Annotated in this window: 28 protein-coding genes; 14 read left to right on the plus strand and 14 right to left on the minus strand. The window is 65.5% G+C overall.

The features are described from left to right. The first annotated feature begins 22 nt into the window (after positions 1-22). Positions 23-805, plus strand: coding sequence for an IclR family transcriptional regulator (locus tag KSS90_RS21700; protein WP_217867213.1), 783 nt, complete (start codon positions 23-25; stop codon positions 803-805). Positions 806-1,183: 378 nt separating this feature from the next. On the opposite strand, the gene KSS90_RS21705 is transcribed toward KSS90_RS21700, so the two are convergent. The 4 genes from KSS90_RS21705 to KSS90_RS21720 form a co-directional block, all read right to left on the minus strand. Beyond that, positions 1,184-2,098: an SDR family oxidoreductase gene (locus KSS90_RS21705; protein WP_217867214.1), complete on the minus strand. Its 915-nt coding sequence runs from the start codon at positions 2,096-2,098 to the stop codon at positions 1,184-1,186. Positions 2,099-2,213: 115 nt separating this feature from the next. Continuing rightward, positions 2,214-3,119 (minus strand): alpha/beta fold hydrolase, encoded by a 906-nt coding sequence (locus KSS90_RS21710; protein WP_217867215.1) that lies wholly within the window; start codon positions 3,117-3,119, stop codon positions 2,214-2,216. A gap of 173 nt (positions 3,120-3,292) precedes the next feature. Continuing rightward, positions 3,293-3,979, minus strand: coding sequence for an LrgB family protein (locus KSS90_RS21715; protein WP_217867216.1), 687 nt, complete (start codon positions 3,977-3,979; stop codon positions 3,293-3,295). After that, on the minus strand, positions 3,969-4,355 hold the full coding sequence (locus tag KSS90_RS21720) for a CidA/LrgA family protein (protein ID WP_217867217.1): 387 nt from the start codon (positions 4,353-4,355) through the stop codon (positions 3,969-3,971). Before KSS90_RS21720 ends, KSS90_RS21715 begins: the two co-directional genes overlap by 11 nt. Positions 4,356-4,457: 102 nt before the next feature. Between KSS90_RS21720 and KSS90_RS21725 the strand changes: the two genes are divergently transcribed. Continuing rightward, positions 4,458-5,345: a LysR family transcriptional regulator gene (locus KSS90_RS21725; RefSeq protein WP_217867218.1), complete on the plus strand. Its 888-nt coding sequence runs from the start codon at positions 4,458-4,460 to the stop codon at positions 5,343-5,345. A 37-nt stretch (positions 5,346-5,382) separates the two neighbouring features. Here KSS90_RS21725 and KSS90_RS21730 read toward each other — a convergent pair whose 3' ends face one another. Continuing rightward, positions 5,383-5,838, minus strand: coding sequence for a flavodoxin (locus KSS90_RS21730; protein ID WP_217867219.1), 456 nt, complete (start codon positions 5,836-5,838; stop codon positions 5,383-5,385). A gap of 185 nt (positions 5,839-6,023) precedes the next feature. Here KSS90_RS21730 and KSS90_RS21735 point away from each other — a divergent pair, with 185 nt between their 5' ends. The 5 genes from KSS90_RS21735 to KSS90_RS21755 all read left to right on the plus strand — a co-directional run bounded on the left by KSS90_RS21735 (position 6,024) and on the right by KSS90_RS21755 (position 8,776). Beyond that, the gene (locus KSS90_RS21735) at positions 6,024-6,647 is read left to right on the plus strand and encodes a hypothetical protein (protein WP_046857096.1); all 624 of its coding nucleotides are present in this window, start codon (positions 6,024-6,026) and stop codon (positions 6,645-6,647) included. Between the two features lie 148 nt (positions 6,648-6,795). Continuing rightward, entirely contained in the window at positions 6,796-7,365 is a 570-nt protein-coding gene (locus KSS90_RS21740; RefSeq protein WP_217867220.1) for a putative antibiotic biosynthesis monooxygenase, read from the plus strand. 76 nt (positions 7,366-7,441) lie between these two features. Next, positions 7,442-8,134, plus strand: coding sequence for a dihydromonapterin reductase (gene folM, locus KSS90_RS21745; RefSeq protein ID WP_217867221.1), 693 nt, complete (start codon positions 7,442-7,444; stop codon positions 8,132-8,134). An 11-nt stretch (positions 8,135-8,145) separates the two neighbouring features. Further along, positions 8,146-8,442, plus strand: a complete 297-nt coding sequence (locus KSS90_RS21750; protein WP_217867222.1) for a DUF1244 domain-containing protein — start codon at positions 8,146-8,148, stop codon at positions 8,440-8,442. Then, entirely contained in the window at positions 8,435-8,776 is a 342-nt protein-coding gene (locus KSS90_RS21755; RefSeq protein WP_023630528.1) for a HopJ type III effector protein, read from the plus strand. The genes KSS90_RS21750 and KSS90_RS21755 overlap by 8 nt, the downstream gene beginning before the upstream one ends. A gap of 36 nt (positions 8,777-8,812) precedes the next feature. Here the strand turns inward: KSS90_RS21755 and KSS90_RS21760 are convergent, their stop codons facing one another. The 4 genes from KSS90_RS21760 to KSS90_RS21775 form a co-directional block, all read right to left on the minus strand. Continuing rightward, on the minus strand, positions 8,813-9,721 hold the full coding sequence (locus KSS90_RS21760; protein ID WP_217867223.1) for an alpha/beta hydrolase family protein: 909 nt from the start codon (positions 9,719-9,721) through the stop codon (positions 8,813-8,815). 190 nt (positions 9,722-9,911) lie between these two features. Next, positions 9,912-10,598, minus strand: coding sequence for a GNAT family N-acetyltransferase (locus tag KSS90_RS21765; protein ID WP_217867224.1), 687 nt, complete (start codon positions 10,596-10,598; stop codon positions 9,912-9,914). Between the two features lie 167 nt (positions 10,599-10,765). Beyond that, a complete protein-coding gene (fabV, locus tag KSS90_RS21770) occupies positions 10,766-11,965 on the minus strand; it encodes an enoyl-ACP reductase FabV (protein WP_217867225.1) in 1,200 nt (399 codons plus the stop codon). Positions 11,966-12,115: 150 nt separating this feature from the next. Continuing rightward, on the minus strand, positions 12,116-12,967 hold the full coding sequence (locus tag KSS90_RS21775) for a LysR family transcriptional regulator (RefSeq protein WP_217867226.1): 852 nt from the start codon (positions 12,965-12,967) through the stop codon (positions 12,116-12,118). Positions 12,968-13,101: 134 nt separating this feature from the next. Here KSS90_RS21775 and KSS90_RS21780 point away from each other — a divergent pair, with 134 nt between their 5' ends. The 5 genes from KSS90_RS21780 (at position 13,102) to KSS90_RS21800 (ending at position 18,668) form a co-directional block, all read left to right on the plus strand. Beyond that, the gene (locus tag KSS90_RS21780; RefSeq protein WP_217867227.1) at positions 13,102-14,151 is read left to right on the plus strand and encodes an agmatine deiminase family protein; all 1,050 of its coding nucleotides are present in this window, start codon (positions 13,102-13,104) and stop codon (positions 14,149-14,151) included. Then, positions 14,148-15,044 carry an N-carbamoylputrescine amidase gene (gene aguB, locus KSS90_RS21785; protein WP_217867228.1) on the plus strand — a complete coding sequence of 299 codons (897 nt, stop codon included), beginning with the start codon at positions 14,148-14,150 and terminating at the stop codon, positions 15,042-15,044. The genes KSS90_RS21780 and aguB overlap by 4 nt, the downstream gene beginning before the upstream one ends. A 3-nt stretch (positions 15,045-15,047) precedes the next feature. Further along, positions 15,048-16,142, plus strand: coding sequence for an extracellular solute-binding protein (locus tag KSS90_RS21790; RefSeq protein ID WP_217867229.1), 1,095 nt, complete (start codon positions 15,048-15,050; stop codon positions 16,140-16,142). A gap of 4 nt (positions 16,143-16,146) precedes the next feature. Beyond that, positions 16,147-17,271: an agmatine deiminase family protein gene (locus tag KSS90_RS21795; protein WP_217867230.1), complete on the plus strand. Its 1,125-nt coding sequence runs from the start codon at positions 16,147-16,149 to the stop codon at positions 17,269-17,271. A 218-nt stretch (positions 17,272-17,489) separates the two neighbouring features. Continuing rightward, positions 17,490-18,668: an acetyl-CoA C-acetyltransferase gene (locus KSS90_RS21800; protein ID WP_217867231.1), complete on the plus strand. Its 1,179-nt coding sequence runs from the start codon at positions 17,490-17,492 to the stop codon at positions 18,666-18,668. Between the two features lie 52 nt (positions 18,669-18,720). Here the strand turns inward: KSS90_RS21800 and KSS90_RS21805 are convergent, their stop codons facing one another. Continuing rightward, the gene (locus KSS90_RS21805; protein WP_217867232.1) at positions 18,721-19,263 is read right to left on the minus strand and encodes a nucleotidyltransferase family protein; all 543 of its coding nucleotides are present in this window, start codon (positions 19,261-19,263) and stop codon (positions 18,721-18,723) included. Between the two features lies 1 nt (position 19,264). After that, positions 19,265-19,972 (minus strand): SDR family NAD(P)-dependent oxidoreductase, encoded by a 708-nt coding sequence (locus tag KSS90_RS21810; protein ID WP_217867233.1) that lies wholly within the window; start codon positions 19,970-19,972, stop codon positions 19,265-19,267. 76 nt (positions 19,973-20,048) lie between these two features. Here KSS90_RS21810 and KSS90_RS21815 point away from each other — a divergent pair, with 76 nt between their 5' ends. Beyond that, a complete protein-coding gene (locus KSS90_RS21815) occupies positions 20,049-21,017 on the plus strand; it encodes an arsenic resistance protein (RefSeq protein ID WP_217867234.1) in 969 nt (322 codons plus the stop codon). A 134-nt stretch (positions 21,018-21,151) separates the two neighbouring features. Here the strand turns inward: KSS90_RS21815 and KSS90_RS21820 are convergent, their stop codons facing one another. After that, positions 21,152-21,670 carry a histidine phosphatase family protein gene (locus KSS90_RS21820; RefSeq protein ID WP_217867235.1) on the minus strand — a complete coding sequence of 173 codons (519 nt, stop codon included), beginning with the start codon at positions 21,668-21,670 and terminating at the stop codon, positions 21,152-21,154. A gap of 77 nt (positions 21,671-21,747) precedes the next feature. Then, positions 21,748-24,051 carry a 5-methyltetrahydropteroyltriglutamate--homocysteine S-methyltransferase gene (gene metE, locus KSS90_RS21825; RefSeq protein WP_217867236.1) on the minus strand — a complete coding sequence of 768 codons (2,304 nt, stop codon included), beginning with the start codon at positions 24,049-24,051 and terminating at the stop codon, positions 21,748-21,750. 232 nt (positions 24,052-24,283) lie between these two features. Here metE and KSS90_RS21830 point away from each other — a divergent pair, with 232 nt between their 5' ends. Then, entirely contained in the window at positions 24,284-25,828 is a 1,545-nt protein-coding gene (locus tag KSS90_RS21830) for a methylenetetrahydrofolate reductase C-terminal domain-containing protein (protein ID WP_225933103.1), read from the plus strand. 15 nt (positions 25,829-25,843) lie between these two features. Here KSS90_RS21830 and KSS90_RS21835 read toward each other — a convergent pair whose 3' ends face one another. After that, complete coding sequence (locus KSS90_RS21835) at positions 25,844-26,608, minus strand: carbon-nitrogen hydrolase family protein (RefSeq protein ID WP_217867237.1); 765 nt, start codon at positions 26,606-26,608, stop codon at positions 25,844-25,846. Between the last annotated feature and the right edge of the window lie 33 nt (positions 26,609-26,641).

A 26,641-nucleotide genomic window follows, 5' to 3' on the forward strand; every position in this document is an offset into this window, starting at 1 on the left:
GAAATCTGCATAGAAGTCGCCCATGGCCAAAGCCAGCAGTAGCACCGACAACGGCAAACAGAAGGTCCGCTCGGCGGAAGTCGGTACCGACATCCTCAAGGCTCTGGCCGAACTCTCCCCCTCCACCTCGCTATCGCGCCTGGCCGAACATGTCGACATGCCGGCGAGCAAGGTGCATCGCTACCTGCAGGCGCTGATCGCCAGTGGCTTCGCCGAGCAGGATGCGGCCACCAACCACTACGGCCTCGGCCGCGAGGCACTGCGCGTTGGCATGGCGGCACTGGGCAGCATCGATGTGCTGAAGGTGGCGGCGCTGCCGCTGTCGCAACTACGCGACGAGCTCAACGAAAGCTGCTTCATCGCCGTGTGGGGCAACCAGGGCGCAACGGTGGTGAGCATCGAGCCGGCGGTGCGGGCGGTGACGGTGGTGACCCAGATCGGCTCGGTGCTGCCGTTGCTCAGCTCGTCCACCGGGCTGGTGTTCGCCGCGCACCTGCCCGAGCGCGAGACCGTGGAGTTGCGCGACCGGGAACTGGCTGCGCTCGGCCAGACGGCGAACGACTATGCGCCCCTGCTCGAGCAGATCCGCCAGCGCGGCCTGCACCATGTACATGGCTTGCTGATGCCGGGAGTGGACGCACTGTCCGCGCCGGTGTTCAACGCCATGGGCCAGATCGCCGCGGTGATGACCGTAGTTGGCCCTACCTCGATCTTCCATGCTGACGAGCACGGCCCAGCTGCGCGGCGTCTACTTGCCGCCACCCAGGCCACCAGCTGGCGAATGGGATACGGCGCGGATCAGTGAAATGGCTTACAAAGCATTACGGACTTTTCCTGCGAAGGCTGACTATAGTTCGCCTCGCACTTTTACCCGAAACGTAAAGGTGAATGTCATAAGCCACTATTTTTCCCACGGGATCATGCGCTTATTCTGATGTCACTGGCCGGCACGAAGGGCTCTCCCCCCTGCTTTTCGGGCCCGCCCAGGTTCACCGACGTTGATTTTGAAGCTCCTTGATCTAACGTCTCGATTGGCCGCTGCGATTGCAGCGGCCTTTTTTATTTCTGCAAGAATCGCAAGGTCGGCGCCAGGCTCATCACCGGCAAGCCGACCACAAGCTGGTGCGATCTCTGTGGGAGCCGGCTTGCCGGCGAAAGGGCCGCAGCGCGGCCCCGGCATTGTTCAACCCAACGGATACTTCTGCAGGTTCGCCATCATCTGCTGCAACGCCTGCAGGCTGTCCTGCGGGTGCCCTGCTCCCTCGAAATCACCAATCCGCGCCCAGTTGTCCGCCACCTGCTCGGGCGTGAACCCTTCACGTGGATCGAAGCCCACACCCTGGCTGCGCTCCCAGCGCAGCTTGCCCACCCAGCCGCCACCCACCTCGAACAGCTCACCGCTGTCCTGGCACTGCTCGCTGCCCAGGTACACCACCAACGGGCTGATCAACTCAGGCTGCAGCCGGTCGAACACCTGCGGCGGAATCAGCCCCTCGGTCATGCGCGTGCCACCGGTCGGGGCGATGGCGTTGACCAGGATGCCGTGCTTGCGGCCTTCGATGGCCAGGGTGCGGGTCAGCCCGTAGAGGCCGAGCTTGGCCATGCCGTAGTTGGCCTGGCCGAAATTGCCATAGATGCCCGAGGTGGACGAAGTGAAGATCACCCGCCCCCAGTTCTGCGCCCGCAGGTGCGGCCAGGCGGCGTGGGTGACCTTGTAGGCGCCTTCGACATGCACGCGGTAGACCAGCTCCCAGTCGCTGTCTTCCATCTTGTGGAAGGTCTTGTCGCGCAGGATGCCAGCGTTGTTCACCAGTACATCGACCCGGCCAAAGGTGTCCAGGGCCTGCTCGACAATGCGCGCGCCGTCGGTCACCGAGTCATGGTTGGCGATCGCCGAACCGCCCGCGGCGCGGATTTCCTCCACCACGCGATCGGCCGCCGAGGCGTTGGCGCCTTCACCATGGGTCGACCCGCCCAGGTCATTGACCACCACCCGCGCGCCGCGCGCGGCGAACAGCAGCGCATGGGCCCGGCCCAGGCCGCCGCCGGCCCCCGTGACAATGACCACTCGATCCTGCAGACGTACTGGCTCGCTCATGCTCAAGGCTCCTGGCAATGAAGGGATGCAACGCAGTCTCCGCCAGCCGCCCGGGCCGGGCAATCAAGCGCACCATGGCGAATGCCGCCCGATAACGCCCGACGATGATCACCGTTCAGGACCACGCGACCTTCAGCGGCACATAACTCATCGGCTGTTCACGAAAGGCCAGATAATGGCGCAGCACCTGCACCGGCGCCTCGGTATGCGGATAATGGCCAATGCCCTGCAGCACCACGGTGTCCGGGTCCGGGACGATTTCCCGGTAGCGCTCGACCATATGCGCGCCGGACAACGGATCGACCGCGCCATTGATGAAGCGCAGCGGCACGCCCGGGCGTTGCAGCGCGGCAACCCAGCGCTCGCGCTGAACCCGGCGCTCCGGCAGGAAGCTGACCAGTTTATGCAAGATCCGTGGGCCACGGTTGGAGGCGATCAGGCTCCAGTAGTCATCCAGGGCGCTCTCGCTGGGATGGGTGCATGGGCCATAGATCTGGGTGACGTTACGCACCAGGTCGTCACGCCCGAACGAGCGCCCGACCAGCCAGCCGAGGCGGCTAAGCAGCAGTTTCTGGACCAGCAGCACCCGGCAGCTCTCGGGGAAAAGCCCGCTGTTGAGGAACACGCAACTGGCCACCTCGAGCCGCCGTTCGTGGTGCCGGGCCAGTAGTTCCTGGGCAACGCTGCCGCCGTAGTCGTGAGCCAGCAGATGCACCGGTCGGTCGATATGCAGGTGCGCCAGCAACGCTTGTTGCAGGTCGGCCTGCTCGAGCAGGCTGTAGTCGTGGTCCGCGGGCTTGGCCGAATCGCCAAAGCCGAGCATATCGCAGGCCACCACGCGAAAGCGCTGGGTCAGGGGTGCCCACAGGTAGTGCCAATCCCAGCTGGCCGTGGGGAAACCGTGAAGCAATAGCAGGGGCTCTCCTTGCCCTGCCGTCCAGTAGCGGATGCTCTGGCCCCGGAAGGTGAAACCCTGGCTCCGGGTGCGCCAGACGCACAATGGAATTTCGGCCAGTGGCATCACGGTCGTCCCGGTGGATAAGTGTTGGAAGAAGGCAAGGCTGCGTTCATTGCATGGCACCTCGGCACTTACATGTGCTCTCTATGTCGAGGCTCAGTCTAGAAGCCAATACGAAGGTGATAAGTCGCCTTGGCAGCCAGCCTGATGACCGTACGAGTCAGTGGCACGAACGGTCAGATCAGCTTCATCAGCAACGGCGCGGCCAGCAGGTTGAGCAGCCCGGTCAGGACCATGACCAGCCCGGCCACCGAGCCCTCCTCGCGACCGACCTCCTGGGCGCGGCTGACCCCCGCGCCATGGGCACCGACGCCGAACAGCGCGCCCCGCGCCAGCGGAGTGCGCAAGGGCAACCAACGCAGGAGGATGCCGCCGAACAGCGCCCCGAGCACGCCGGTGAACATCACGAACACTGCCGTCAGCTCCGGCACGCCGCCCAGGTCCTGGGCCACGGGCATGGCGAAGGGCGTGGTGATCGAGCGCGGCAGCAACGACAGGCTGACCGAGTCGTCCAGCGCCAGCAGGTGCGCCAGCGCCCAGGAGCTGCCGATGGACGCCACGCTGCCGGCCAGCATGCCCATCAGCAGCGCCGGCCAGTGCCGCGCCAGCAGTGCTCGTTGCTGCCAGATCGGCACCGCGAAGGCGACGGTGACCGGGCCCAGCACGCCCATCAGCCAATGCGTGTTGCGGGCGTACTCGGCGTAGGCGGTGTGCAGCGGCACGGCCACTGCCAGCAGCAGCGCCGGCACCAGGATCAGCGGCGACAGCAGGTAGCGCCCGCTGCGCCGGTACAGCCAGCGGCTGCCCAGGTAGGCGCCCAGGGTCAGGGCCAGCCAGAACAGCGGCATGGGTTCAAGGCTCATGGCGCAACCTCCAACGGCACACCAGCTCGACCGTGACCGCGGTGACCACCATCACCAGCAGCGTGCTCAGCGCGATCACCAGCAGGATGCGCCAGCCTTCGCTGCGCAGCAGGCTGCCGTAGTCCAGCAGGCTCATCAGCGCGGGAATGAAGAACAGCAGCATCTCGGCCATCAGCCAGCCGGCACCCAGTTGCAACGTGGCCGGTTTGAGCAGGCCGGTGGCGAACAGTGCCAGCAGTAGCGCCAGGCCCATTACGCCACCAGGAATCGGCCAGCCAAGCCAGGCGGCCAGCTGGCCACCGATCAGGAACAGCGCCAGCAACACTGTCAGCTCGGCGAGCAGGCGCAAGGTCTTTTTCAATAATGCAGGATTCATGGGCGGGAGTTCCTCGACAACGGGCCCATTGTAAAAGTCGGTCCCCTAGGCCAGAAGCGAATTGTTAGACTGGCAGTCATTCCAAAACGGAATCCGGCATACATGGAATTCAAACAGCTGCGCAGTTTCATCGAAGTCGTCCACAAAGGCGGCTTCACCCAGGCGGCGGGTACCTTGCACATCAGCCAGTCGGCGGTGAGCAAGCAGGTCGCCCAACTGGAGCAGGACATCGGCCAGCCACTGCTGGAGCGCCAAGGCTCACAGTTACTGTTGACTGCCGCCGGGCGCATCGTCCTGGAACGCGGCGAGGCGCTGCTACGCCAGCGCCAGGAACTGCTGAGCGAACTGGACGACCTCAGCCAGATGGCCCGCGGCGAACTGCGCCTGGGCCTGCCGCTGCTGGGCAGCGATGCGCTGTTCGCCGGGTTGTTCGCCGAGTATCGGCGGCGCCATCCGAATATCTCGATCCAACTGCTCGAAGGTGGCAGCCGCATGGTCGAGCAGGCGGTCAAGAATGGCGAGCTGGAGCTGGGCGGCAGCCTTACACCGAACGATCCGGCGTTCGACTACCAGCCGTTCTGCAATGAGCCGCTGGAGGCCTTGTTACCGGCTGACCACCCTTTGGCCGGGCAAGCGGACGTCGCCCTGGCGCACCTGGCCGACACGCCATTCCTCTTGTATCAGCGCAGCTTCGTGCTCAACGATCGGCTACTCAGCGCCTGCCAGCAGGAAGGCTTCACGCCCAAGGAGGGTGGGCGTAGCGGCCAGGCGGACTTTCTTGCCGCGCTGGTGGCCGCCGGGCAAGGGGTGGTGCTGCTACCGGCAATCGTCGCAAGGGCGCTGGAACGGCCCGGGGTGGTGCGCTTGCCGTTGCGCGCACCGGATTACCTTAGGTGGGACATCGCCTTCATCTGGAGGCGCGGGGCGTATCTGTCGCGGGCGGCGCAGGCGTGGCTGGCGTTGTTGCGTGAGGACTCCGCCATGCATTGAGGCGACCGACCCTATCGCGGGGCCGGTCCAGGCAATATCAGCCTTTCAGCGCAGCCGCAAACTCCGCCAGCCACGGTTCGGCATCGGTCTCCGGTGTTACGGTCTCACTGGCATCGAGTCGCAGCATCGGCAGCACTTCGATTACCCCAAGCTCGGCAAACAGTTCGCGCATCTGCTCGCCACCGCCGCAGTAGGTGTCGCCATAGCTCGAATCGCCCAAGCCGATCACCGCTCCCGGCAACCCGCGCCAGGCCGCCGGCAGCACGTCACGAATGGTGCTGTATAGCGGCATCAGGCTGTCGGGCAGTTCACCCATGCCAGTAGTCGATGTCACCGCCAGCAACGCGTCCGGGCCAAAGCCCTCGATGTCCTGCAAGGTGGCGCGTGCCGCGTGCCAGGCTTCAAGGCCGGCGGCCTTGAGCAACGACTCGGCGTGACGGGCGACTTCGTCGGCGGTGCCGTACACCGAACCGGAAATAATGGCGACTTTCATCGGGTGAGGATTCCGAAACTGAGTGAAAACGTAGGATACTAGCACTCGACAGTGGCAAAAGGCCGCATCCGGCTAAAGTCACAAGCTTCAGGATTATCCGACGAATGACAGGAACGAAGCAGACCGGCCACTGTCCACCGCCGTGAAGCAAATCGCCGTTACCGATCGACCCTTCGAGTCAGACCATGCAAGCAGACGCCCTACTCTCCCAGGACGAACTGGATTTCATCCAGGACATGCAGCATTCGCCCCAGTTGAACCTGGCCGACCCTATGTCGAGCCTGCTGGTCAATGGCGACCGTCGTCTGAAAGACCTGCTCACCCGTCTGGTGGCCAACGAGCAGGTAACCCTGCAGGCCAGTTTCAATAACCAGCAATTGAGCTTCCCCCTGCAACTGGTCGAGGACGAGTTCCACGCTCTGCACCTGCAACTGGGCTCGCCGGATATCTACGAGGACGGCCCCATGCTGAGGCCCTGGCGTCTTTCGCTGCAGCAGCCGACCGCGTTGCTGGACGATCACGGTCAGGCCAGCGACCTGTGGGTACGCGACATTTCCTTCAAAGGTGTGCTGCTGGAAGTGCGCGGTGGGGCTGAAGCCCCTGCGCAATTCAACCTGCGCTTCGCCGCCGAGGACATCCCGCCGATCGGCCTGCACGGCGCGCTGCGCAGACGCATCGGCCCGCGCCTGGCCGCCTACGACCTGACCCACACTCCGGCCGAAGAGGTCGAGCGCCTGCGCGAGTACATCCTCCAGGCCCACCGCAAGGCCCACCCCGAGCTGCACGCCCAGGCTCCCAACACCTTCTGACGACCGTCCACCCCCTGAAACTGACCGGTCATGATTGATCGGCGATAATCCGTGCCCGATTCTTGCAAGCCCGCCTGCGCCGCCCACCACCCCGGGCCGCAAGCCAAGGGGCCGGCTACCCGCCAGCTCCGTCGCCAGGAGATACACGATGTCTACCCCACCCGTCACCTTGATGGTGTCGCGCCGCGCCGCCTGCGGCCGCTACCAGGACCTGCTGGCCTGGCTGCACGAAGGCGAGCAGTTGGCCACCGACTTTCCCGGCTACCTGGGCTCGGGCATTCTCGCCCCGCCGAGCGAGGGCGACGAATTCCAGATCATCTTCCGCTTCGCCAGCGAACAGACCATGCACGCCTGGGAGCATTCTGCCTCGCGCAGGGCATGGCTGGAGCGCGGCAACGGCCTGTTCGAACGCCCCAAAGAGAGGCGCGTGAGCGGTATCGACGACTGGTTCGGCACCAATACGGTGCAGAAGCCACCGCGCTGGAAACAGGCCACCGCCATCTGGCTGGCGTTCTTCCCGGTCTCGCTGCTGTTCAACCTGCTGTTCGGCCACTGGCTGGCGCCACTCGACCTGCTGCCCCGTGTGCTGCTCAGCACCCTGGCCCTGACGCCATTGATGGTGTACCTGTTCATCCCGCTGTCCACCCGACTGCTGGCCGGCTGGCTGAACGCCACACCACGCGCCGCCGGGCGTTCCCAGGAGCTGCGCAGCCGCTGAGGTGCAGGCTCGCAAGGCCGTGCAGTTCGGGTATGCTGGGGCATCACGCACGGACAGACGAACAGACCGCCCGAACATGAACAGCCCAATCCTCATCACCGGCGCCAGCCAGCGCGTCGGCCTGGCCCTGGCCCTTGAGCTGGCCCAGGCCGGCCACACGGTGGTCAGCGCCAGCCGCACCTTGCAGGGGCAGGCTACCCACCCGAACATCCGGCAGTTCCAGGCCGACCTGACCCGCAGCGAAGATCGCCAGGCCCTGATCGAGTACCTGCAACGTGAGTACGACGGCCTGCGTGCGATCATCCACAATGCCTCGCTGTGGCTCGACGATGGTCTGGACAACCTCGATACCATGTTCCGCCTGCACGTCGAGGCGCCCTACCACCTCAACCTCGCCCTCGGCGAGCTGCTGAACAAGGTGGACAAGGCCGACATCATCCACATCTGCGACGAGACCTCCTCGCGCGGCAGCAAGAGCCATATCGGCTATGCGGCGACCAAGGCCGCGCTGCAGAACATGGTGCTGTCGTTCGCCGAAAAGTACGCGCCGAAGGTAAGGGTCAACGGTATCCTGCCGGGCCTGCTGATCCTCAAGGAAGGCGGCGACGAACAGTACCGCCAGCAGACCCTGAAGAAAGCCCTGCTCGAATTCGAGCCCGGCGCCCGCCCGCTGATCGACGCCGTGCTGTTCCTGCTGCAAAGCCAGTACAGCACCGGCAGCCAGGTGGTCATCAACGGTGGCCGCCATCTGAAGAACCGCATGACCTGAAGAGATCGCCCATGACCCCACAACAACAGCTCGAACTCGAAGCCGCCGCGTTCCGGCGCCTGGTCGACCACCTGCAAAAACGTACCGACGTGCAGAACATCGACCTGATGAACCTCTCCGGCTTCTGCCGCAACTGCCTGTCCAAGTGGCTCAAGGCCGCCGCCGACGATCGCCAGATCGAGCTGAGCCTGGACGATGCCCGCGAGCAGGTATACGGCATGCCCTATGCCGAATGGAAAGCCCAGTACCAGAACGAAGCCAGCGCCGAGCAGAAAGCGGCGTTCGAACAAGGAAAAACCCGTGACTGACCTGAACACCCTGCGCAGCAGCCTCGCCAGCGGCGAACACGTTTTCGCCGACACCCTGGCGTTCATCGCCGCGAACTACAGCTACCAGCCCCAGGCCTTCGACAATGGCGACGTGCATAACGCCGCCGGGCAGAACGAGGGCTCGTGCAAGACCCTGGGCCTGGCGCTGCTTGAAGGGTTGAGCGATCAGGAAGCACTGCTGGCCTTCGGTGAGCACTACCGTAGCGTGGTCGCCACGCCCGAGGGCAGCGACCATGGCAATATCCGTGCGCTGATCAAGCATGGGCTGGCCGGGGTGAAGTTCACCACCCAGCCACTTGCGCGCCTGGGCTGATAGCAAATGGGGCCGCTGTGCGGCCCCAACCAGACATCAACTGATGAGCCGGCCTGGTGTACCAGCCTCAAGGCGCCCCTTGTGCAACCACTCCAGCGCAATCGGCCACAGACTTTCGCGAAACCGATCGTGAAAGAACGCGAAGTGTCCGATCTCCCCGACCGAGATATCCACAGGCGCCACCCGCAGATGCCGCCGCTCGCCCGTTTGCAGGTACCCCAACAACCGTTCAGTGGCCGCCACCGTGCCAAACGGATCGTCGGTCAGGCTGATGGCCAGGGTCGCCGCCTGTACCTGGGCAAATGGCGTAGCCGACAATAGACGCCCACTGGGCCGCTGCTCGTAGCGCGGCGTACGGGCAACCCAATCGCGCACCACGCCGGCCGGAGTGTCTTCCAGCCAGCCCAGGCGCTTGCCGGGGAAATAGCCGAACATCCGGGTCAACAGCGGCATCACCACGTGCCATTTGCCGAACAGCTGCCAACGCTGCTCCGGCGCATAATCGCGCCAGTAGGCGAACTGCGCGCCCACCAGCAGCGCATGGCGCACCTGCCCCGCCGACGGCGCCAGCCCGAGCGCCCAGCCGCCGAAGCTGTGGCCGACCACATGCATCGGCTGGCCCGGATGCTCGGCGGCGGCCAGTTGCAACATCGCTTCGAAGTCCAGCCGGCCCCAATCGCTCCAGGACGCCTGGAAACCGCGCAGCGTGGCCGGGCGCGACTCGCCGATGCCGCGATAATCGTAGGTGAGCACGTCAAAGCCCTGGGCGAACAGGTAGTCGGCGAAACGCGAGTAGTAGCGGCAACGCACCGAGGTGGCGGCGTTGATGATCACCAGTGGACGCAGAGGGTCGGGTTCGGCGTGGCGCCAGCGAAATCCACCGAGGCCATAGCCGTCGGCGGCGACATGACGAAAGGCACAGGCGGGTTGGGTGAGGCTGCTCATGGCGCGCTCCCTGCGGCGTCGCGCCACGGTGGCGGACGGGCTGTTGTCGTGCGCCAACGCTAGCAAAAAAATTCCCGAACAGCTCAAGTTCCTTGTAGGAGCGGCTTCAGCCGCGATCACCAGCGAAGCTGGTGCCATACACCACGTTGGCTTCATCGCGGCTGAAGCCGCTCCTACAGGTCCTGTGCCCTCAGGTAGTCGGCAGCGCCCGCGCCACGCCCGGCTTGCGCAGCACCGCCAGGCGCGAGCCGTGGTAGCGGGTTTCGCGGAACAGCTTCCAGCGACCGAACAGGCCATACACATGCATCACCCGGCCCTGCTCGTGGTAGCCCATGCGCAGGTGCAGTTTCATTGCTGGCACGTTGTGGGTCTCCACCACGTCCACCACCTTGTGGCAGCCCTTCTCGCGCATGGTGTTCCACAGCTCGACCTGGGCTGTCACCGACAACTCGCTGCCAAAGTACGGCCGGGTCATCTCGCCGCCGAACTCGAAGAACTCACCGGGTTTCACCGGGAAGGTGCAACCGTAGTAATGCTTGTCGTGGTAATCGACCACGCTGGCCCAGATGAATGCCACGGCATCGCCCTGCTCATCCAGGTACATGTGCCCGGTATGGCCCTCGGCGGCCAGTTCGCGCATGGTCTCGACCCGGTCGCCGAAATACCGGGCGAAGGCATCGGCGTTGGCTGTGGTGATTTGCACCAGAGTGACCGGCGCATGCGCCTTGAGGCTGTGCGGTGGCACTGGACTGATCAGGTCGCGCTCCATCCACAACAATTCCCAGTGGAAAAACACGTAGCGCTCGAAAAAAGTCTTGAAGGTGCGCTTGAGGCCCTTCTGGCGGATGCGTTCTTGTAGTTTTTGCAGTACGCCCATTGCTCCCTCCTCGGCGCCAGCGAAATTGCCAGGCCAATAGCTGGGGTATAGATCAGGCGGAGGGTGCCCATGGCAAAGGGCCAGCGGGGGATTTGTTTCAGAATATTAACAAGTCGTCGGCGGGAACCGCGCAGCCGCCATGAACGGCTGCGCGGTCAAGGACTTGCTTACAGCTCGACGCAGTCGAACCGTACGTCGGTGGCCACGTCTTCGTCGTAGTTGACGTCAGCGCGCTCGAAACCGAACAGGTTGAGGAACTGCTTCTTGTAACCGGCGTAGTCGGTCAGCTCGAACAGATTCTCGGTGGTCACCTTCGGCCACATGGCACGGCAGGCGTCCTGCACGTCATCACGCAGCTCCCAGTCGTCCAGACGCAGACGGCCTTCGTCGTCCAGGGCAGCCGGCTCACCGTCCGCACGGTACATGCGCTCACGGAACATGCGATCCAGCTGGTGCTGGGTACCTTCGTGGATACCCTTCTCCTGCATGATCTTGAACACCATCGACAGGTACAGCGGCATCACCGGGATGGCCGAGCTGGCCTGGGTAACCACGGACTTGAGCACAGCCACGTTGGCACTGCCACCGACTTTCTTGCTCAGGCGCTGGGCGGTTTCGTCCAGGTCCTGCTTGGCCTTGCCCAGCGCGCCGTCCCAGTAGATCGGCCAGGTGATGTCGGAGCCGATGTAGCTGAAGGCCACGGTACGGGCCTGTGGCGCCAGAACACCGGCGGCATTCAGGGCGTCGATCCACAGCTCCCAGTCCTGGCCACCCATCACGGTGACGGTATCGGCGATTTCCTGCTCGGTGGCCGGCTCGATGCTGGCCTCGATGATGGTGTCCTTGTTGGTGTCGATGGCGGTCGACTTGTACGGCTGGCCGATCGGCTTCAGGGCCGAGCGGATCACTTCACCGGTCTGCGGCAGCTTGCGCACCGGCGAGGCCAGGGAGTAGATGACCAGGTCGACCTGGCCGCCCATTTCGTTCTTGATCAGCTCGATGACCTTGGCGCGGGCTTCGTCGGAGAAGGCGTCACCGTTGATCGACTTGCTGTACAGGCCTTCGGCCTTGGCGAACTTGTCGAAGGCGGCGGCGTTGTACCAGCCGGCGGTACCGGCCTTGGTCTCGGTGCCCGGTTTTTCGAAGAACACGCCCAGGGTGTCGGCCTTGAAGCCGAACGCCGCGGTGATGCGGGCAGCCAGGCCGTAGCCGCTGGAGGCACCGATCACCAGGACTTTCTTCGGACCATCCTCGCGCACGCCCAGCTTGCGGGTGGCTTCGATCTGGTCACGGACGTTGAGCTCGCAGCCCTTGGGGTGAGTCGTGGTGCAGATGAAACCGCGAACCTTGGGATGAATGATGGCCAATGTCTGTACCTCGTCAGGTTTAGGCTGGGGCAGCGCCCGGATTCGGGGTGCTGCCGTTTGATCTAGAGGGTGAGACTACCCTCGCAAGTCATCCGACACATATTACGGGGTGATCGGAGCAATGAAAAACCGCAGCGGCTCCAACAAGCGCTACGCCTGCGCCAGCGCGGCCTTCAACCACGCCAGGAACTGCCGAGCCAACGGATCCTCCTGGCTTTCCCAATGCACCAGGCAGCTCCACACCGGCCCGCGTACCCGCTGTGCCGACAGCGCCTGCAAGCGACCCTGCTCGACCAGCCGCCGCGCCAGCAACTGGCTGACCAGGGCGATCCCCAGCCCCTCGCCCGCGGCCTCCAGCAGCAGCCCCGGGTCAGAGAAGTTGAGCCCCTTGCCCTGCTGCCCTACCTCTTCGCCGCCCTCCAACTGCCAGTGGCTCCAGTCCATCTCCCGCTCGCCATGCAAGGTCGTGCGCCCGGTGTCGGGCAATGCGGGATGGCAAGCCGGATACAGCATGTCCTGATGCAACACGGTGAAGCTGCATTCGGCCTGCGGCCCGATATCGTCACGAATCGCCAGGTCGATGGTCTCGTTGGCCATGTCCGGCACCTCGAAGCTGGTGAACAGCCACAGGTCCACATCCGGGTGATGCTGGTGGAAATCCGCCAGGCGCGGCAATAGCCAATGCCGGGCGAAGGCCGGGGTGGTGTTGACCACCAGTTGGTTGGGTTTGCGGTACTGATCCAAGCGACGGATGCCCACCGCCAGTTGCTGCAACAGGGCCTGGGTGGTGCTAAGCAGATCGTGCCCGGCGTCGGTCAGGCTGACGCTGCGCCCGCTGCGGTGGAACAACGGTTGTTCCAGGTAACCCTCCAGGCTGCGGATCTGCTGGCTGATGGCCGACTGGGTGAGGTTCAGGGCCTCGGCGGCCTTGTGGAAGCTGCCCAGCCGGGCAGCGGCTTCGAAGCCGCGCAGGGCGTTGAGCGGGGGCCAATGCTTGAGCATGCTGATAAGCCTGACTGATCAGAAATACGCTAAATCTATCGTTTGTCGCTGCGTTTTCCCAGCCATAACATGGGCAGCAACACCCGCGACGGCGGGCTTCGTTGATAACAATCCCTAATAGATCGGAGTTCACTATGACCCTGTCCCTCGACAGCGGCTGGCGCATGCCCGCCGAATGGGCCCGCCACGCCGCCACCTGGATGATCTGGCCACACAACCAACCGCTGTGGGAGTCGGGCTGGGGCGTGACCCTGGCCGATGTGCAGCGCGACTACGCCCGGGTGGCCGCCGCCATCGCCCGCTTCGAGCCGGTGAAGATGGTGGTCGATCCGTCGGCCATGGCCATCGCCCGCGAACTGTGCGGCCCCGGCATCGAGCTGGTCGAGCTGGCCGTGGACGACAGCTGGTGCCGTGACAGCGGCCCGACCTTCCTGACCCACCCGCAACACGGCGTGGCCGGCCTAAGCTGGCGTTTCAACGCCTGGGGCGGCAAGTCCGAGCATGGCAAGGACCGCAGCCTGGCCCGGCGCATCCTCGATCACCTTGGCCTCGAAGGCCTGAGCACTCCGCTGTGCAACGAAGGCGGCGCCATCCATGTCGACGGCGAAGGCACCCTGATCACCACCGAATCGGTGCTGCTCAACCCCAACCGCAACCCGGGCCTGAGCAAGGCTGACTTCGAGGATTGCTTCGCCCGCCTGCTGGGCATCCGCAAGACCATCTGGCTGCCGGGCGACCCACAGTACGTCACCGGCGACATGACCGACGGCCATGTCGATGGCGTGTGCGCCTTCGCCCGCCCCGGCGTGCTGCTGGTCGACGCCACCCACGACCAGGGCTCGGTGTATGCCGAAGTGGCCCGCGAAAACCGCCGCGCGCTGGAACTGGCCACGGACGCCCAAGGCCGTTCGTTCGAACTGCTCGACCTGTTCGAGGCCACCGCGGCCGTGGACACCGAAGCCGAGGTGTTCTGCGCCTCGTACACCAACTTCTACCTGGCCAACGGCGCGGTGATCATGCCGGCCTATGGCATCGACGCCGACCAGGCCGCCGCGCAGCAACTGGCCCTGGCCTTCCCCGGTCGCGAAGTGGTACCGGTGCGCATCGACCATATCGCCCACGGCGGTGGCGGCATCCATTGCATCACCCAGCAGCAGCCGGCCTGGCAGGGAGCGCGCCCATGAGCACGCTGCGCATCGCCACCACGCAGATGGCCTGCAGCTGGGATCTGCCCGCCAACCTCGACCACGCCGAACAACTGGTGCGCCAGGCCGCTGCCAAGGGTGCCCAGGTGATCCTGTTGCAGGAGCTGTTCGCCACCCCGTACTTCTGCATCGAGCAGTGCCACAGCCACCAGGCCCTGGCCCAGGACTACCACGACAGCCCGCTGCTCAAGCGCTTCGCCGCGCTGGCCAAGGAACTGGGCGTGGTCCTGCCGCTCAGCTGGTATGAACGGGCCGGCAACGCCTTCTTCAACTCGCTGACCGTGGCCGATGCCGACGGGCGCCTGCTGGGTGTGTACCGCAAGACCCACATCCCCAACGCCATCGGCTACCAGGAAAAGGAATACTTCAGCCCCGGCGACACCGGCTTCAAGGTCTGGGACACCGCCTTCGGTCGCCTGGGCATCGGCATCTGCTGGGATCAGTGGTTCCCCGAGACCGCCCGCTGCCTGGCCCTGATGGGTGCCGAAGTGCTGCTGTTCCCCACCGCCATCGGCTCGGAGCCCGGCGCCGCCGAGTTGGACTCACGCGACCATTGGCAGATGGCCATGCGTGGTCACGCCGCCGCCAACCTGCTGCCGGTGGTCGCCGCCAACCGCGTCGGCCACGAAGTGGCCCGCACTGACGACAACCTGTCGATGCGCTTCTATGGCTCGTCGTTCATCTGCGACCACAAGGGCGCGATGCTGCAAGAGGCCGACCGTGACAGCGGCGGCGTCTGGCTGCACGACCTGGACCTGGCGCACATGCGCGAAGATCGCCTGAGCTGGGGCATCTACCGCGACCGCCGCCCCGATATGTATGCGCCGCTGCTGACCCTTGACGGCCGTACCCCACAGACCGCGAGGGCCTGAACCATGCCAAGCCGCCCATCGAAACTACTCGCCATCGCCGCCCTGGTGGCCTGCGCCGGCGTTGCCCAGGCCGAGCAGGACGCCCTGCGCCTGTACAACTGGGCCGACTATTTTGCCGAGGACACCCTCAAGCGCTTTACCGCCGAAACCGGTATCCCGGTGATCTACGACGTCATGGACGGTAGCGAGGTGCTCGAGGCCAAGCTGATGTCCGGGCGCAGTGGCTACGACCTGGTCTTCCCCGGCGATACCGTAGCCGAGCGGCTGATGCGTGCCGGCAGCCTGCGCACACTGGACCGCAAGCAACTTAGCGCGCTCGACGATATCGAGCCCGGCCTGCGCCAGTTGCACGACCGCTACCCCAAGGCCAGCCAGGCCACCGTGCCCTACACCTGGGGCACCATCGGCCTGACCATGGACGCGAAGAAGATCCGCGAGCGCATGCCCGACGCTCCGCTGAACAGCCTCGACCTGCTGTTCAAACCGGAGCTGGCGGCCAAGTTCGCCGACTGCGGCATCTCGATGATCGACTCGCCCGACGAAGTGCTGGCCGTGGTGCTTCACTACCTGGGTCGCGAGCCGCGCAGCGCCAAACGTGAAGACCTGGCCGCCGCCAGCGAGCTGCTCAAGGGCATTCGCCCCTATGTGCGCAAGCTGCAGTCGCAACCGGTCACCGAGCTGGTCAACGGCAACACCTGCCTGTCGCTGGGCTACAGCGGCGACGTGATCCAGGCCCAACGCACCGCCGAGGCCGCGGGCAAGGCCATCGACTTCCAGTACCGCGTGCCCCGCGAAGGCACCACGGTGTGGATGGACACCATGGCCATCCCCGCCGACGCCAAGCACCCGGAATACGCCTATCGTTTCATCAACTTCGTCATGCGCCCGGAAAACATGGCCGCGATCAGCAACTTCACCGGCTACCCCACCGCCAGTGCCAAGGCCCGGTCGCAGGTGGACGCGCGCCTGCGTGACAACCCGGATATCTACCTCAGCGATGCCACCTTCACCCGGTTGATCCCGGGCAAGGACATCCCCCAGGCCGACATGCGTGCGCGCATGCGCGTCTGGACCCGCTTCAAGACCGCACAGGACTGACCCCATGCCCACTCGCCGCACCTTCCTCCAACACATGAGCGTCGTCGCCGGCCTCGGTGCCGCCGCCAGCTTCGGCCTGCCCTTCGCCAGCAACAGCGCCCGCGCCGCCGAAGCGGGGCGCTGGTTCATGCCCGACGAGGGTGAAAAGCACCAGCGCGCCTACATCGCCTTCGGCGCCCAGGACGCCATCTGGGAAGACTTCACCGAAGACGTCCAGGCCGCGCTCGGGCGCATCGCCCGCGCCATCGCCGCCTACCAGCCAGTGACGGTGTTCTGCCGCGCCAGCGAGCGCGACATCGCCGAGGAGGAATGCGGCAGCCACAACATCACCTATGTCGAGACCGAACTGGACGACATCTGGATGCGCGATATCGGCGCCAACTTCGTCGTCGATGACGATGGCGCCCTGGGCGCCGTGGACTTCAACTTCAACGGTTGGGGCGGCAAGCAGCAGCATCGCTATGACGCCAAGCTTGCGGCCCGCGTTGCGAAGTTGGCCGGCGCCCAGTACCAGCGCAGCGAATTGGTGGGCGAAGGCGGCGGCATCGAGGTGGATGGCCACGGCACCGGGATCATGACCGAAAGCAGCTGGATCAACAGCAACCGCAACCCCGGCTGGAGCAAGGCCCAGGTCGAAGAGGAATTGAAGGAGCGCCTGGGGCTGCGCAAGATCATCTGGCTGCCGGGCATCAAGGGCAAGGACATCACCGACGCCCATGTGGACTTCTATGCGCGCTTCGCGGCGCCCGGCGTGGTGGTGGCGAACCTGGACAACGATCCGGATTCCTACGACCACGAAGTGACCCTCGAGCACCTGGAGATCCTGCGCAACGCCACCGATGCCGATGGCCGCAAGCTGCAGGTGCATACGATGTCGCCGCCATTGAAGCCACGACGCAGCAAGTTCAACGAGGACAATCCGGACTTCGCGGCGGGGTACATCAACTACTTCGTCATCAATGGCGCGGTGATCGCGCCGCAGTTCGGTGACCGCAGTGCCGACGAGAAGGCACGGGCGTTGCTGGTGAAGCTGTATCCGGGGCGCAAGGTGGTGCAGCTGGATATCGATGCGATTGCGGCGGGTGGCGGCGGGATTCACTGCGTTACCAATCAGTGTCCGGCGGTGTAGGCACGATTGCCGGGGCTGCTGCGCAGCCCCAGTTTCACGAGGCCTCGCGCCCCGTCATTGAGGGAAACCCGCCAAGCTTGGCCTTGCCAGATTGAAGGCAGCGCCGCGCGCCAATCATTCATTTGAATTTCAGATCAATGGCAAAGAAAAACAAACTTCTCAAATAAGCCCCGGGCGCGGATGCTGTGGGGATCACGCCCGCATCCCGGAGAACAACAATGAACGAAGTCGTCATCGTCGCCGCCACCCGTACTGCCATTGGCAGTTTCCAGGGGGCCCTGGCCAATGTGTCCGCCGTGGAACTGGGCGCCGCGGTGATCCGCCAGCTGCTGGCCCAGACCCAGCTGGACCCGGCCCAGGTCGACGAAGTGATCCTCGGCCAGGTGCTCACCGCTGGCGCCGGGCAGAACCCCGCCCGCCAGGCCGCCGTCAAGGCCGGCCTGCCCTACGAAGTGCCTGCCCTGACCCTGAACAAAGTCTGCGGCTCGGGCCTCAAGGCCCTGCACCTGGCCGCCCAGGCCATCCGCTGCGGCGATGCCGAGGTGGTGATCGCCGGTGGCCAGGAGAGCATGAGCCTGGCGCCCTATGTGATGCCCTCGGCACGTACCGGCCAGCGCATGGGCCACGGCCAGCTGGTCGACAGCATGATCAGCGATGGCCTGTGGGACGCCTTCAACGATTACCACATGGGCATCACCGCCGAGAACCTGGTGGACAAGTACGGCCTGACCCGCGAGCAGCAGGACGCCTTCGCCGCCGAGTCGCAGCGCAAGGCCGTGGCCGCCATCGAGGCCGGTCGTTTCAAGGACGAGATCACCCCGATCCACATCCCGCAGAAAAAAGGCGAGCCGCTGGTGTTCGACACCGACGAGCAGCCACGCCCCGGCACCACCGCCGAGTCCCTGGGCAAACTGCGCGCCGCATTCAAGAAAGACGGCAGCGTCACCGCCGGCAACGCCTCCAGCCTCAACGACGGTGCCGCCGCGGTGCTGCTGATGAGCGCTAGCAAGGCCAAGGCCCTGGGCCTGCCGGTGCTGGCGAAGATCGCGGCCTACGCCAGCGCCGGCGTGGACCCGGCGATCATGGGCATCGGCCCGGTGTCGGCAACCCAGCGCTGCCTGGACAAGGCCGGCTGGCAGCTCGCCGACCTGGACCTGATCGAAGCCAACGAAGCCTTCGCCGCCCAGGCGCTGGCGGTGGGTAAGCAGCTGGAATGGGATGCGGCGAAGGTCAACGTCAATGGCGGCGCCATCGCCCTGGGCCACCCGATCGGCGCGTCGGGCTGCCGGGTGCTGGTGACCCTGCTGCACGAAATGATCAAGCGCGATGCCAAGAAAGGGCTGGCTACCCTGTGCATCGGCGGCGGCCAGGGCGTGGCCCTGGCAATCGAGCGTTGATCTGAAGGCCCTCTCGCGGCTTGCCCCGCGAGAGGGCCGGCACAGGCAAGCCTTATTCAGCCACTTGCAGCATCGGCCACAACCTCAACCAATCCTTCTCCCGCATCCGCTTGGCCATCGCCTCACGCTTGCCCGGCGTAGCACGCACCACCATGCCGAACAGATCCTCCAACCCCAACGGCGCCAGCACCTCGCACCGGTCATCCTGCGTGCGCCGCACCGCTACCGCCGTGGCAGTCTCGGCCCAGTAGCACATGGCATCACGGGTCGACGCATAAGGCGCCTGGCCGTGACGCAAGTGCATACGCGCCTGGTTCTTCACCGACCACAGCACCTCCGGCGCCCAGGCCTGCAACCGAGCTTCCAGTTGCACATCCTCGGCCGAATCGCTGCGCCCCCGGTCGAACCACAGCACGTCCACATCCCCTTGCGGCGCGGTGATGGCCCGGCCATGCAGATAATCCCACACGGCATTGCGCACGAAACCCGCGCCGATCCACGCATCGGGCAAGCCAAGATCACGCACCAGCGCCAGCAACCGCCAGCGCACAGGGTCATTGTGAATCAGCGTCTGGATCTGTTGTTCAAAGCGCATCTCAGAAGCGCTCGTCGCGCAAGGCGGGCAAGGTGATGTCGCGCACATAGCTGGCCGACGACAGGTTCAGCATCATCCGGCACACCTGCACCACATCGTGCAGCGGGATCAGCGAGCCCTCGCCACGCCGTTCGGCCTCGGCCAGCGGCACGTCCAGGCCATCCTCGGTGTTCAGGTAGCCCAGGTTCAGGCAACTCACCCCCAGGCCCTGTTCGCGGAAGCCTTCGCGCAGGCTTTCGGCGATGCCGCGCAAGCCGAACTTGCTGGCACCGAAGGTCACCTCTGGGCGACCGCTGCCCGGCAGGCCGGAGGTGGAGCCGGTGAGGATGATCCGTGGGCGGGCACTCTGCAGCAGCAGCGGCAGCAGGCGCTTGATCAGCAGCAGCGGCGCGGTGATGTTGGTGTCGACCATGCGCTCGATCTGCGCCTCGTCATCATCGAGGAAGCTGTAGCCCTCCTCGAAGGCCTGCGCCTCCCAGATGCCGACGTTGTACACCAGCACGTCCAGCCCACCGTCGGCCACCGCCTCATGGATGATCGCCGCGGCCTGGCGCGGCTGGCCGAGGTCGGCCTCGATCCACTGCGCCGCGCCCGGCAACGCCACCGGCCTGCTGCGTGACACACCGATCAGCGTATCGCCATGCCCCCCCAGGCCCTGCACCAGCGCCTGGCCCAATCCCTTGCTTGCACCGACCACTAGAATTCGCATCGAATCACTCCCTATGGACTGCGCCGGATAGTACCCTGCCTGCCCCAGTAATTCAGTCGGAAATGCCAGGCAGCCCGTGAACAGAGAGCAACTCGAGCAAAACCAGATCCCCCTGTACTTCATCGCCGTGGCGCTGGCCGCCGTGTTTGGACTGCTCGCACCCGGCGGCGCCAGCGCCCTCGAAGCGCTAGTGACTCCGGCCATCGCCGTGCTGATGTACGCGATGTTCCTGCAGATTCCCTTCCTCGACCTGCGCGCAGGGCTTGGCAACCGGCGCTTCATGGCCGCGCTGTTGCTGGCCAACTTCGTGCTGGTGCCGCTGCTGGTCTGGGCTGGAACCCGCGGGCTGGTCGAGCACCCCGCCGTGCTGGTCGGCGCCCTGCTGGTGCTGCTGACGCCGTGCATCGACTATGTGGTGGTGTTCACCCACCTCGGCAAGGGCGACGCGCGCCTGACCCTGGCCGCCACGCCGGTGCTGTTGCTGGTGCAACTGGCGCTGCTGCCGCTGTACCTGGCGTTGATGCTCGGCGGCGCCAGCCATGTGGAGATTTCCGTGGTGCCCTTCGTCGAAGCCTTCGTGCTGCTGATCGCGCTGCCACTGCTGCTGGCCGTCGCCACCAGCGCCGGGGCGCGGCGCTCTGCGCTGGTTTCGAAGTGGAACGACGCCTGGGCGTGGCTGCCGGTGCCGGCCATGGCCCTGGTGCTGATCGCGGTGATCGGCTCGCAGATCGGCGTGGTGGCCAGCCGGCTGGACGACCTGCTGCCGGTGGTGCCGGTGTATGTCGGCTTCGCTTTGCTGGCGCCGCTGCTTGGGTGGTTTGTGGCGCGGATGTTCAGGTTGTCCACAGGCGAGGCCCGGGCGGTGACCTTCAGCGCCGCCACGCGAAATTCGCTGGTGGTGCTGCCGTTGGCATTGGCGCTGCCGGAGTCGATCCGGGCATTGGCAGCGGCGGCGGTGATTACCCAGACGCTGGTGGAACTGGTCAGCGAGCTGGTCTACGTTCGTGTTGTGCCGAGTTTGGTACGGGCCGATCATTCAAGCTGATGTCGTCGGGGCCGCTTCGCGCCCCTTTCGCCGGCAAGCCGGCTCCCACAGGGATGGCACTTGGCTTGTGAGCAGCGCGGTCGGGGTGGGAGCCGGCTTGCCGGCGAAAGGGGCGCGGAGCGGCCCCACAATACTCAGCCCAGTCGCACCCGCCATTGACCGTAATGGCTGAAGCGCAAGCAGGCCAGGGGCTGCACATCGATGCAATGGAAAGAGGTGAAAGGCGCGCCCAGCGCATGCAGCATTGCGGCGCGGATGACGAAGGGGTGGGTGACGGCTATCCACTCACCTTCGCCCAGGGCGCTGTCCATCCAATGGGCAACTCGCTCGCACAGCGCAGCCAGCGATTCGCCGCCGTGAGGCGCGGCATGGGGGTCGCTCAGCCACGCCTGCAACGCGGCTTCATCCAGATGCTTGAGCGGCTGACCTTTCCAGGTGCCCAGGTCGCAATCGCGCAGCCCCTCATCAACCGTCGCCCTCAGGCCCTCGGCTGTTTGCCGGGCACGCAGCTCAGGTGCGCTGAGGTAGCGGACCGCCGGTTCAGGCACAAGCGAGGGCAGCTCCAGCAACGGCTCGCCATCCTGGGCGAAGCGCCCCACCCTTTGCGCCTCGGTGCGGGCGTGGCAGATCAAGGTGAGGTGGATGGGCTTCATGGCAGGGCTTCGGCGGGAATGTCCGGGCACTCTAGCCGAAGTCCGGGGAACATGCGCAAGCCCTGCCAACCCCACTATCAGGCCGAAGCGCGCAACTCGCGGGCGGCGGCGACCATGTTCACCAACGCCGCCTCGGTCTCTGGCCAGCCACGGGTCTTCAAGCCGCAATCCGGGTTCACCCACAACCGCTCGGCCGGAATCCGCTGGGCGGCCTTGCGCAGTAGCGTGACCATCTCTTCCCTGGCGGGCACCCGCGGCGAATGGATGTCGTACACGCCCGGGCCGATCTCGTTCGGGTAGGCGAAACGCTCGAACGCCTCCAACAGTTCCATGTCCGAACGCGAGGTCTCGATGGTGATCACATCCGCATCCATCGCCGCGATCGACTCGATCACGTCGTTGAACTCGCTGTAGCACATATGGGTGTGAATCTGCGTCTCGTCCCGCACCCCCGAGGCACACAGGCGGAACGCCTCGGTGGCCCACTCCAGGTAGCACGGCCAGGCACTGCGGCGCAGCGGCAGGCCCTCGCGGAAGGCGGCTTCGTCGATCTGTACGATCCTGATGCCGGCGACTTCCAGATCGACCACTTCGTCACGAATGGCCAGCGCCAGCTGGCGTGCCTGCACTTCGCGGCTCACGTCCTCGCGTGGGAACGACCACATCAGCATGGTCACCGGGCCCGTCAGCATGCCCTTCATTACCTTGCGGGTCAGACTCTGGGCGTACGTGATCCAGGCCACGGTCATCGCCTTCGGGCGGCTCAGGTCACCGAAGATCACCGCTGGCTTCACGCAGCGCGAACCGTAGCTCTGCACCCAGCCGAATCGGGTGAACACGTAGCCGTCCAGCTGCTCGGCGAAGTACTCGACCATGTCGTTGCGCTCGGCCTCGCCATGCACCAGCACGTCCAGACCGAGGTTTTCCTGGATCTCAACCGCATGGCGAATCTCGCTGTGCATGGCCTCGATATAGTCGGCCTCGGTCAGCTTGCCCTGCTTGAAGGCCTGACGCGCCAGGCGGATGGCCGCGGTCTGCGGGAACGAACCGATGGTGGTGGTCGGAAACGCCGGCAGGTTGAGCCCGGCGCGCTGCTTGGCGATGCGCTGCTCGAAAGCGCTGGCGCGCTGGCTGTCGGTTGGCTTGATCGCGGCGACACGGGCCTGCACCGCCGGCTTGTGAATCCGTGGCGAGGTGGCGCGGCTGTGCTGCACGGCGCGGCTCTGCGCCAGCGCCGCCAGCACCTCGTCGGCCTCGGGCTGGTTCAGTGCCTTGGCCAGCAACGCCACTTCCTGGCACTTCTGCACGGCGAACGCCAGCCAGCTTTTCAGTTCGTCATCGAGCTGGTCTTCACGGGCCAGGTCCACCGGGCTGTGCAACAGCGAGCACGACGGCGCCACCCACAGGCGGTCGCCCAGGCGCTCATGGGCATGGCGCAACACCTCCAGCGCCTTGTCCAGGTCGCAGCGCCAGACATTGCGGCCGTTGACCACGCCCAGCGACAGCACCTTGTAGGCCGGCAGGCGGTCGAGGATGGTCGGGTACTGGTCCGGGGCACGCACCAGGTCGATGTGCAGGCCATCGACCGGCAGGTTGGCAGCCAGGCCGAGGTTGTCTTCGAGACCGCCGAAGTAGGTGGCGATCAGTTTTTTCAGCGGGGCGCGCTGGAGGATGTTGTAGACCCGCTCGTAGGCGTTCTTCCAGTCCTGCGGCAGGTCGAGGGCGAGGATCGGCTCGTCGATCTGCACCCACTCCACGCCCTGCACCGCCAGGCGGTTGAAGATATGGTCATACAGCGGTAGCAGGCGGTCGAGCAGCTCCAGCTTGTCGAAGTCGGCGCCCTTGGCCTTGCCCAGCCACAGGTAGGTCAACGGGCCGATCACCACCGGCTTGACCGCGTGCCCCAGGGCCATGGCTTCCTCGACCTCCTCGAACAGTTGCTCCCAACTCAGGGCGAACTGCTGGTCGGCGCTGAACTCGGGGACCAGGTAGTGGTAGTTGGTGTCGAACCACTTGGTCATCTCCTGGGCGTGAGCACCACCGCAGCAGCTGTCGCTTCGGTCCGTCGCCACGGCGCCTCGGGCCATGGCGAACAGGGTCTGCAGGGTCGGCTTGGCAGCGTCCTTGGCACGGAAGCGTTCGGGGATCACGCCAAAGGTCAGCGAGTGGGTCAGCACCTGGTCGTACCAGGCGAAGTCGCCGACCGGCAGCAGGTCGATGCCGGCATCCTTCTGCACCTGCCAGTGGGCGGCACGCAGCTCACGGCCCACGGCGCGCAAGCCGGCTTCGTTCAGCTCGCCCTTCCAGAACGCTTCCTGGGCTTTCTTCAACTCACGGTCGCGGCCGATGCGTGGGAAACCCAAGTTGTGTGCCAGTGCCATGTCGTGGTCCTCGAACCTTAAAATGAATGAGGGCGATTCTGGGCTGCGGTTTAATGTGAGACAAACTCATTAAATTTGAGATGAACTCAAGATTTGTTCATAGTGCCTTTTGGATGCCGTCGGCCCGGGCCCATATGTCTCAATCAACACATTCCCCCGCGCATTCAGACATGCCAAAGCCGCCCACCTGTCGCACACTGCCACCCTGCCCCAACCCGGTAGCCCACACCCCATGAGCCTGCTGAAAACGACCCTGGACGCCAACGCCTTCGCCTGCATCCTCGAGTTCGTGCCCAAGCCCAGCGCCGAGCGTTTCGCCACCCTCGACACCCTCATGGCCCGCACCCAGCTGTGCGGCTGGCCGCTGACCGTGGCCATCGGCGACCGCGTCGGCAGCGCCCTGGACATGTCGCCGCTGGACGCCTTCAACAGCCTGGCCGAGCCCGTCCCCACCCTGCTGCACTTCTCTGGCAAGGACCGCGAGCGCCGTGAGCTGCTGGCGCAATTGCAACGCATGGACGCCGCCGGCCTCGACCAGCTCCTGCTGCTTACCGGCGACCGCCTGCCCGGCCACGTCCCCGGCGAGCGCCCGGTGCGCTACCTCGAATCCGTCGCCGCCCTGCAGATCGTCCGCCAGGCCCGCCCGCACTGGCTGCTGGCCGCCGCGCTCAATCCGTTCAAGTACCAGGAGGCCGAAGGCGGCGCGCAGTACAGCAAGGCCGAGAAGAAACTCGCCGCCGGCGCCGACCTGTTCATCCTGCAACTCGGTTTCGATATCGACAAACACCAGGAAGCCTTCGACTGGATGCAGCGCCAGCCCCGCCCCAAGCCGCTGATGGCCTGCATCATGGCGCTGACCGAGGGCCGTGCCGGGATGCTCGAGCATGTCGCCGGGGTGACCGTCACGCCATCGATGCGCGCACTGCTGGCCGCCGAGGCAGCGGTTTCCAAGAGCTACGCCAAGGAGCGCGCCAACCAGCGCCTGGCCTTGCAGGTGATCGGCCTGAAATTGATGGGCTATGCCGGGGTGCATTTGTCCGGCATCCACGAGGTGGCGCAGTTCGAGGCGCTGGAGCAGGCCATCGCGGTGCTGCAAGCGCAGTTCAGCTCACTGCAGGACTGGACTCCGGCCTGGGAAGCGGCCTGGCAGGCACCTGGCCTGACGCCGGTCACCTTCCATCCACCCGGGCACGCCTGGCGCCTCGGGCAACGGCAGATCACCGCCTCCAACAAGGAAAAGGTTCGCTATCACCTGCTGTCGGCGATGCACCACCAGTTGTTCAGCCGCACCACCGCCTTGAGCAAGGCCTTCGGCTGGGCCGTGACCCGGCCGCTATGGGCCAACCCCACGGCAGCGCAGTGGCTGCACCAGCTGGAACGGCGTATCAAACGGCCGATGGTGGGCTGCGATACCTGTGGCAGTTGTCGGCTGGAGGACACGCTGTATATCTGCCCCGAGACTTGCCCCAAGGGGCTGGCAAACGGGCCGTGCGGCGGCACCAGCCTGGACCGTTGCGAATTCGGCGATCGGGAATGCGTGCACAGCGCCAAGTACCGGCTGGCGGTGAGCGTGGGCAGGACCGAGGTGTTGCGTGAGCGGCTGATTCCCTGTGTGCAGGTGGAGAACCGGCAGCGTAGTTCGTGGCCGGGGTGGTTCGAGCCTGCGCCGCTTGCCACGGTCGAGCCTACACTCACGAACGACGACGACCTGCTTGCCAAAACGCGGGATCGCCTGGCGACGCCACGACGCGAGAGAGTCTCGCTGGATGACCTGTAACCAGGAGCAAGCTGATCAGCCGCTGTGGTGAGACAGCAAGACCTCCAGCCCCTGCCAATCCCCAGCCTGCCCGGTAACGACCAGCAGCCGATTGCCGACGCCTGAAGAAGCCGCCACACACCGCCCCTGCTCGTCCCAGAACGCGCTGCGCCCTGCCGCCGCCCAGCCTCCCGTGCTACCACCATGGTTGGCCATGAGCACCGCCATGGCATGCCGCTGAGCGTGCCCCTGCAGCAATGCGCTATCCGTCGGATACCCGCCCTCCCCGATCAACACTCCCGTCGCATACACCTGCGCGCCACGCTGCGCCGCCTCGGCGGCATGCTCGGGATGGGTGAAGTCGGCGCACACCGACAAGGCCACCGACAGCCCGGCGAACGACAACAGTTCGCCCCCGCTCCCCGCGTCGAAGAACGCGTCCTCGCCGGTATGCAGATGCTGCTTGGTATAGGCCGCAATCGAGCCATCCGGGTGGAGGATGCAGGCTGCAATCCGCGGCTTGTGCTGGCCCGGCACCTTGAGCGGCATGCCGACCACCGTGGTCATGCCCGCTTCCTGGGCGAACTGTCGCAGGGGTGCCAGCAGCGGCGTGTCCAGCTCCTGCGCCAGGCCGCTGGCTACCGAAAGCGCGTAGCCGGTGAGGGACAGTTCGGGGAAGAGCAATAGCCCCACGCCGTGCTCGTGGGCCTGGCGCATGAACGCCAGGTGCAGGGCCAGGTTGGCAGGGATGTCGCCATCATGAATGGAGCATTGGGCAGCGGCGAATACGGCGTTTGGCATGGGCGACTCCTGTCGAAGGTGGCAGAACTTTGC

Origin of the sequence: Pseudomonas maumuensis (genome assembly GCF_019139675.1) — a bacterium.
Lineage (GTDB): Bacteria > Pseudomonadota > Gammaproteobacteria > Pseudomonadales > Pseudomonadaceae > Aquipseudomonas > Aquipseudomonas maumuensis.

Excerpts from the sequence above, each read along its gene's own strand:
- KSS90_RS21700 (WP_217867213.1), top strand. The coding sequence starts at position 23 with ATGGCCAAAGCCAGCAGTAGCACCGACAACGGCAAACAGAAGGTCCGC.
- KSS90_RS21705 (WP_217867214.1), bottom strand. The coding sequence starts at position 2,098 with ATGAGCGAGCCAGTACGTCTGCAGGATCGAGTGGTCATTGTCACGGGG.
- KSS90_RS21710 (WP_217867215.1), bottom strand. The coding sequence starts at position 3,119 with ATGCCACTGGCCGAAATTCCATTGTGCGTCTGGCGCACCCGGAGCCAG.
- KSS90_RS21715 (WP_217867216.1), bottom strand. The coding sequence starts at position 3,979 with ATGAGCCTTGAACCCATGCCGCTGTTCTGGCTGGCCCTGACCCTGGGC.
- KSS90_RS21720 (WP_217867217.1), bottom strand. The coding sequence starts at position 4,355 with ATGAATCCTGCATTATTGAAAAAGACCTTGCGCCTGCTCGCCGAGCTG.
- KSS90_RS21725 (WP_217867218.1), top strand. The coding sequence starts at position 4,458 with ATGGAATTCAAACAGCTGCGCAGTTTCATCGAAGTCGTCCACAAAGGC.
- KSS90_RS21730 (WP_217867219.1), bottom strand. The coding sequence starts at position 5,838 with ATGAAAGTCGCCATTATTTCCGGTTCGGTGTACGGCACCGCCGACGAA.
- KSS90_RS21735 (WP_046857096.1), top strand. The coding sequence starts at position 6,024 with ATGCAAGCAGACGCCCTACTCTCCCAGGACGAACTGGATTTCATCCAG.
- KSS90_RS21740 (WP_217867220.1), top strand. The coding sequence starts at position 6,796 with ATGTCTACCCCACCCGTCACCTTGATGGTGTCGCGCCGCGCCGCCTGC.
- folM (WP_217867221.1), top strand. The coding sequence starts at position 7,442 with ATGAACAGCCCAATCCTCATCACCGGCGCCAGCCAGCGCGTCGGCCTG.
- KSS90_RS21750 (WP_217867222.1), top strand. The coding sequence starts at position 8,146 with ATGACCCCACAACAACAGCTCGAACTCGAAGCCGCCGCGTTCCGGCGC.
- KSS90_RS21760 (WP_217867223.1), bottom strand. The coding sequence starts at position 9,721 with ATGAGCAGCCTCACCCAACCCGCCTGTGCCTTTCGTCATGTCGCCGCC.
- KSS90_RS21765 (WP_217867224.1), bottom strand. The coding sequence starts at position 10,598 with ATGGGCGTACTGCAAAAACTACAAGAACGCATCCGCCAGAAGGGCCTC.
- KSS90_RS21775 (WP_217867226.1), bottom strand. The coding sequence starts at position 12,967 with ATGCTCAAGCATTGGCCCCCGCTCAACGCCCTGCGCGGCTTCGAAGCC.
- KSS90_RS21780 (WP_217867227.1), top strand. The coding sequence starts at position 13,102 with ATGACCCTGTCCCTCGACAGCGGCTGGCGCATGCCCGCCGAATGGGCC.
- aguB (WP_217867228.1), top strand. The coding sequence starts at position 14,148 with ATGAGCACGCTGCGCATCGCCACCACGCAGATGGCCTGCAGCTGGGAT.
- KSS90_RS21790 (WP_217867229.1), top strand. The coding sequence starts at position 15,048 with ATGCCAAGCCGCCCATCGAAACTACTCGCCATCGCCGCCCTGGTGGCC.
- KSS90_RS21795 (WP_217867230.1), top strand. The coding sequence starts at position 16,147 with ATGCCCACTCGCCGCACCTTCCTCCAACACATGAGCGTCGTCGCCGGC.
- KSS90_RS21800 (WP_217867231.1), top strand. The coding sequence starts at position 17,490 with ATGAACGAAGTCGTCATCGTCGCCGCCACCCGTACTGCCATTGGCAGT.
- KSS90_RS21805 (WP_217867232.1), bottom strand. The coding sequence starts at position 19,263 with ATGCGCTTTGAACAACAGATCCAGACGCTGATTCACAATGACCCTGTG.
- KSS90_RS21810 (WP_217867233.1), bottom strand. The coding sequence starts at position 19,972 with ATGCGAATTCTAGTGGTCGGTGCAAGCAAGGGATTGGGCCAGGCGCTG.
- KSS90_RS21820 (WP_217867235.1), bottom strand. The coding sequence starts at position 21,670 with ATGAAGCCCATCCACCTCACCTTGATCTGCCACGCCCGCACCGAGGCG.
- metE (WP_217867236.1), bottom strand. The coding sequence starts at position 24,051 with ATGGCACTGGCACACAACTTGGGTTTCCCACGCATCGGCCGCGACCGT.
- KSS90_RS21830 (WP_225933103.1), top strand. The coding sequence starts at position 24,284 with ATGAGCCTGCTGAAAACGACCCTGGACGCCAACGCCTTCGCCTGCATC.
- KSS90_RS21835 (WP_217867237.1), bottom strand. The coding sequence starts at position 26,608 with ATGCCAAACGCCGTATTCGCCGCTGCCCAATGCTCCATTCATGATGGC.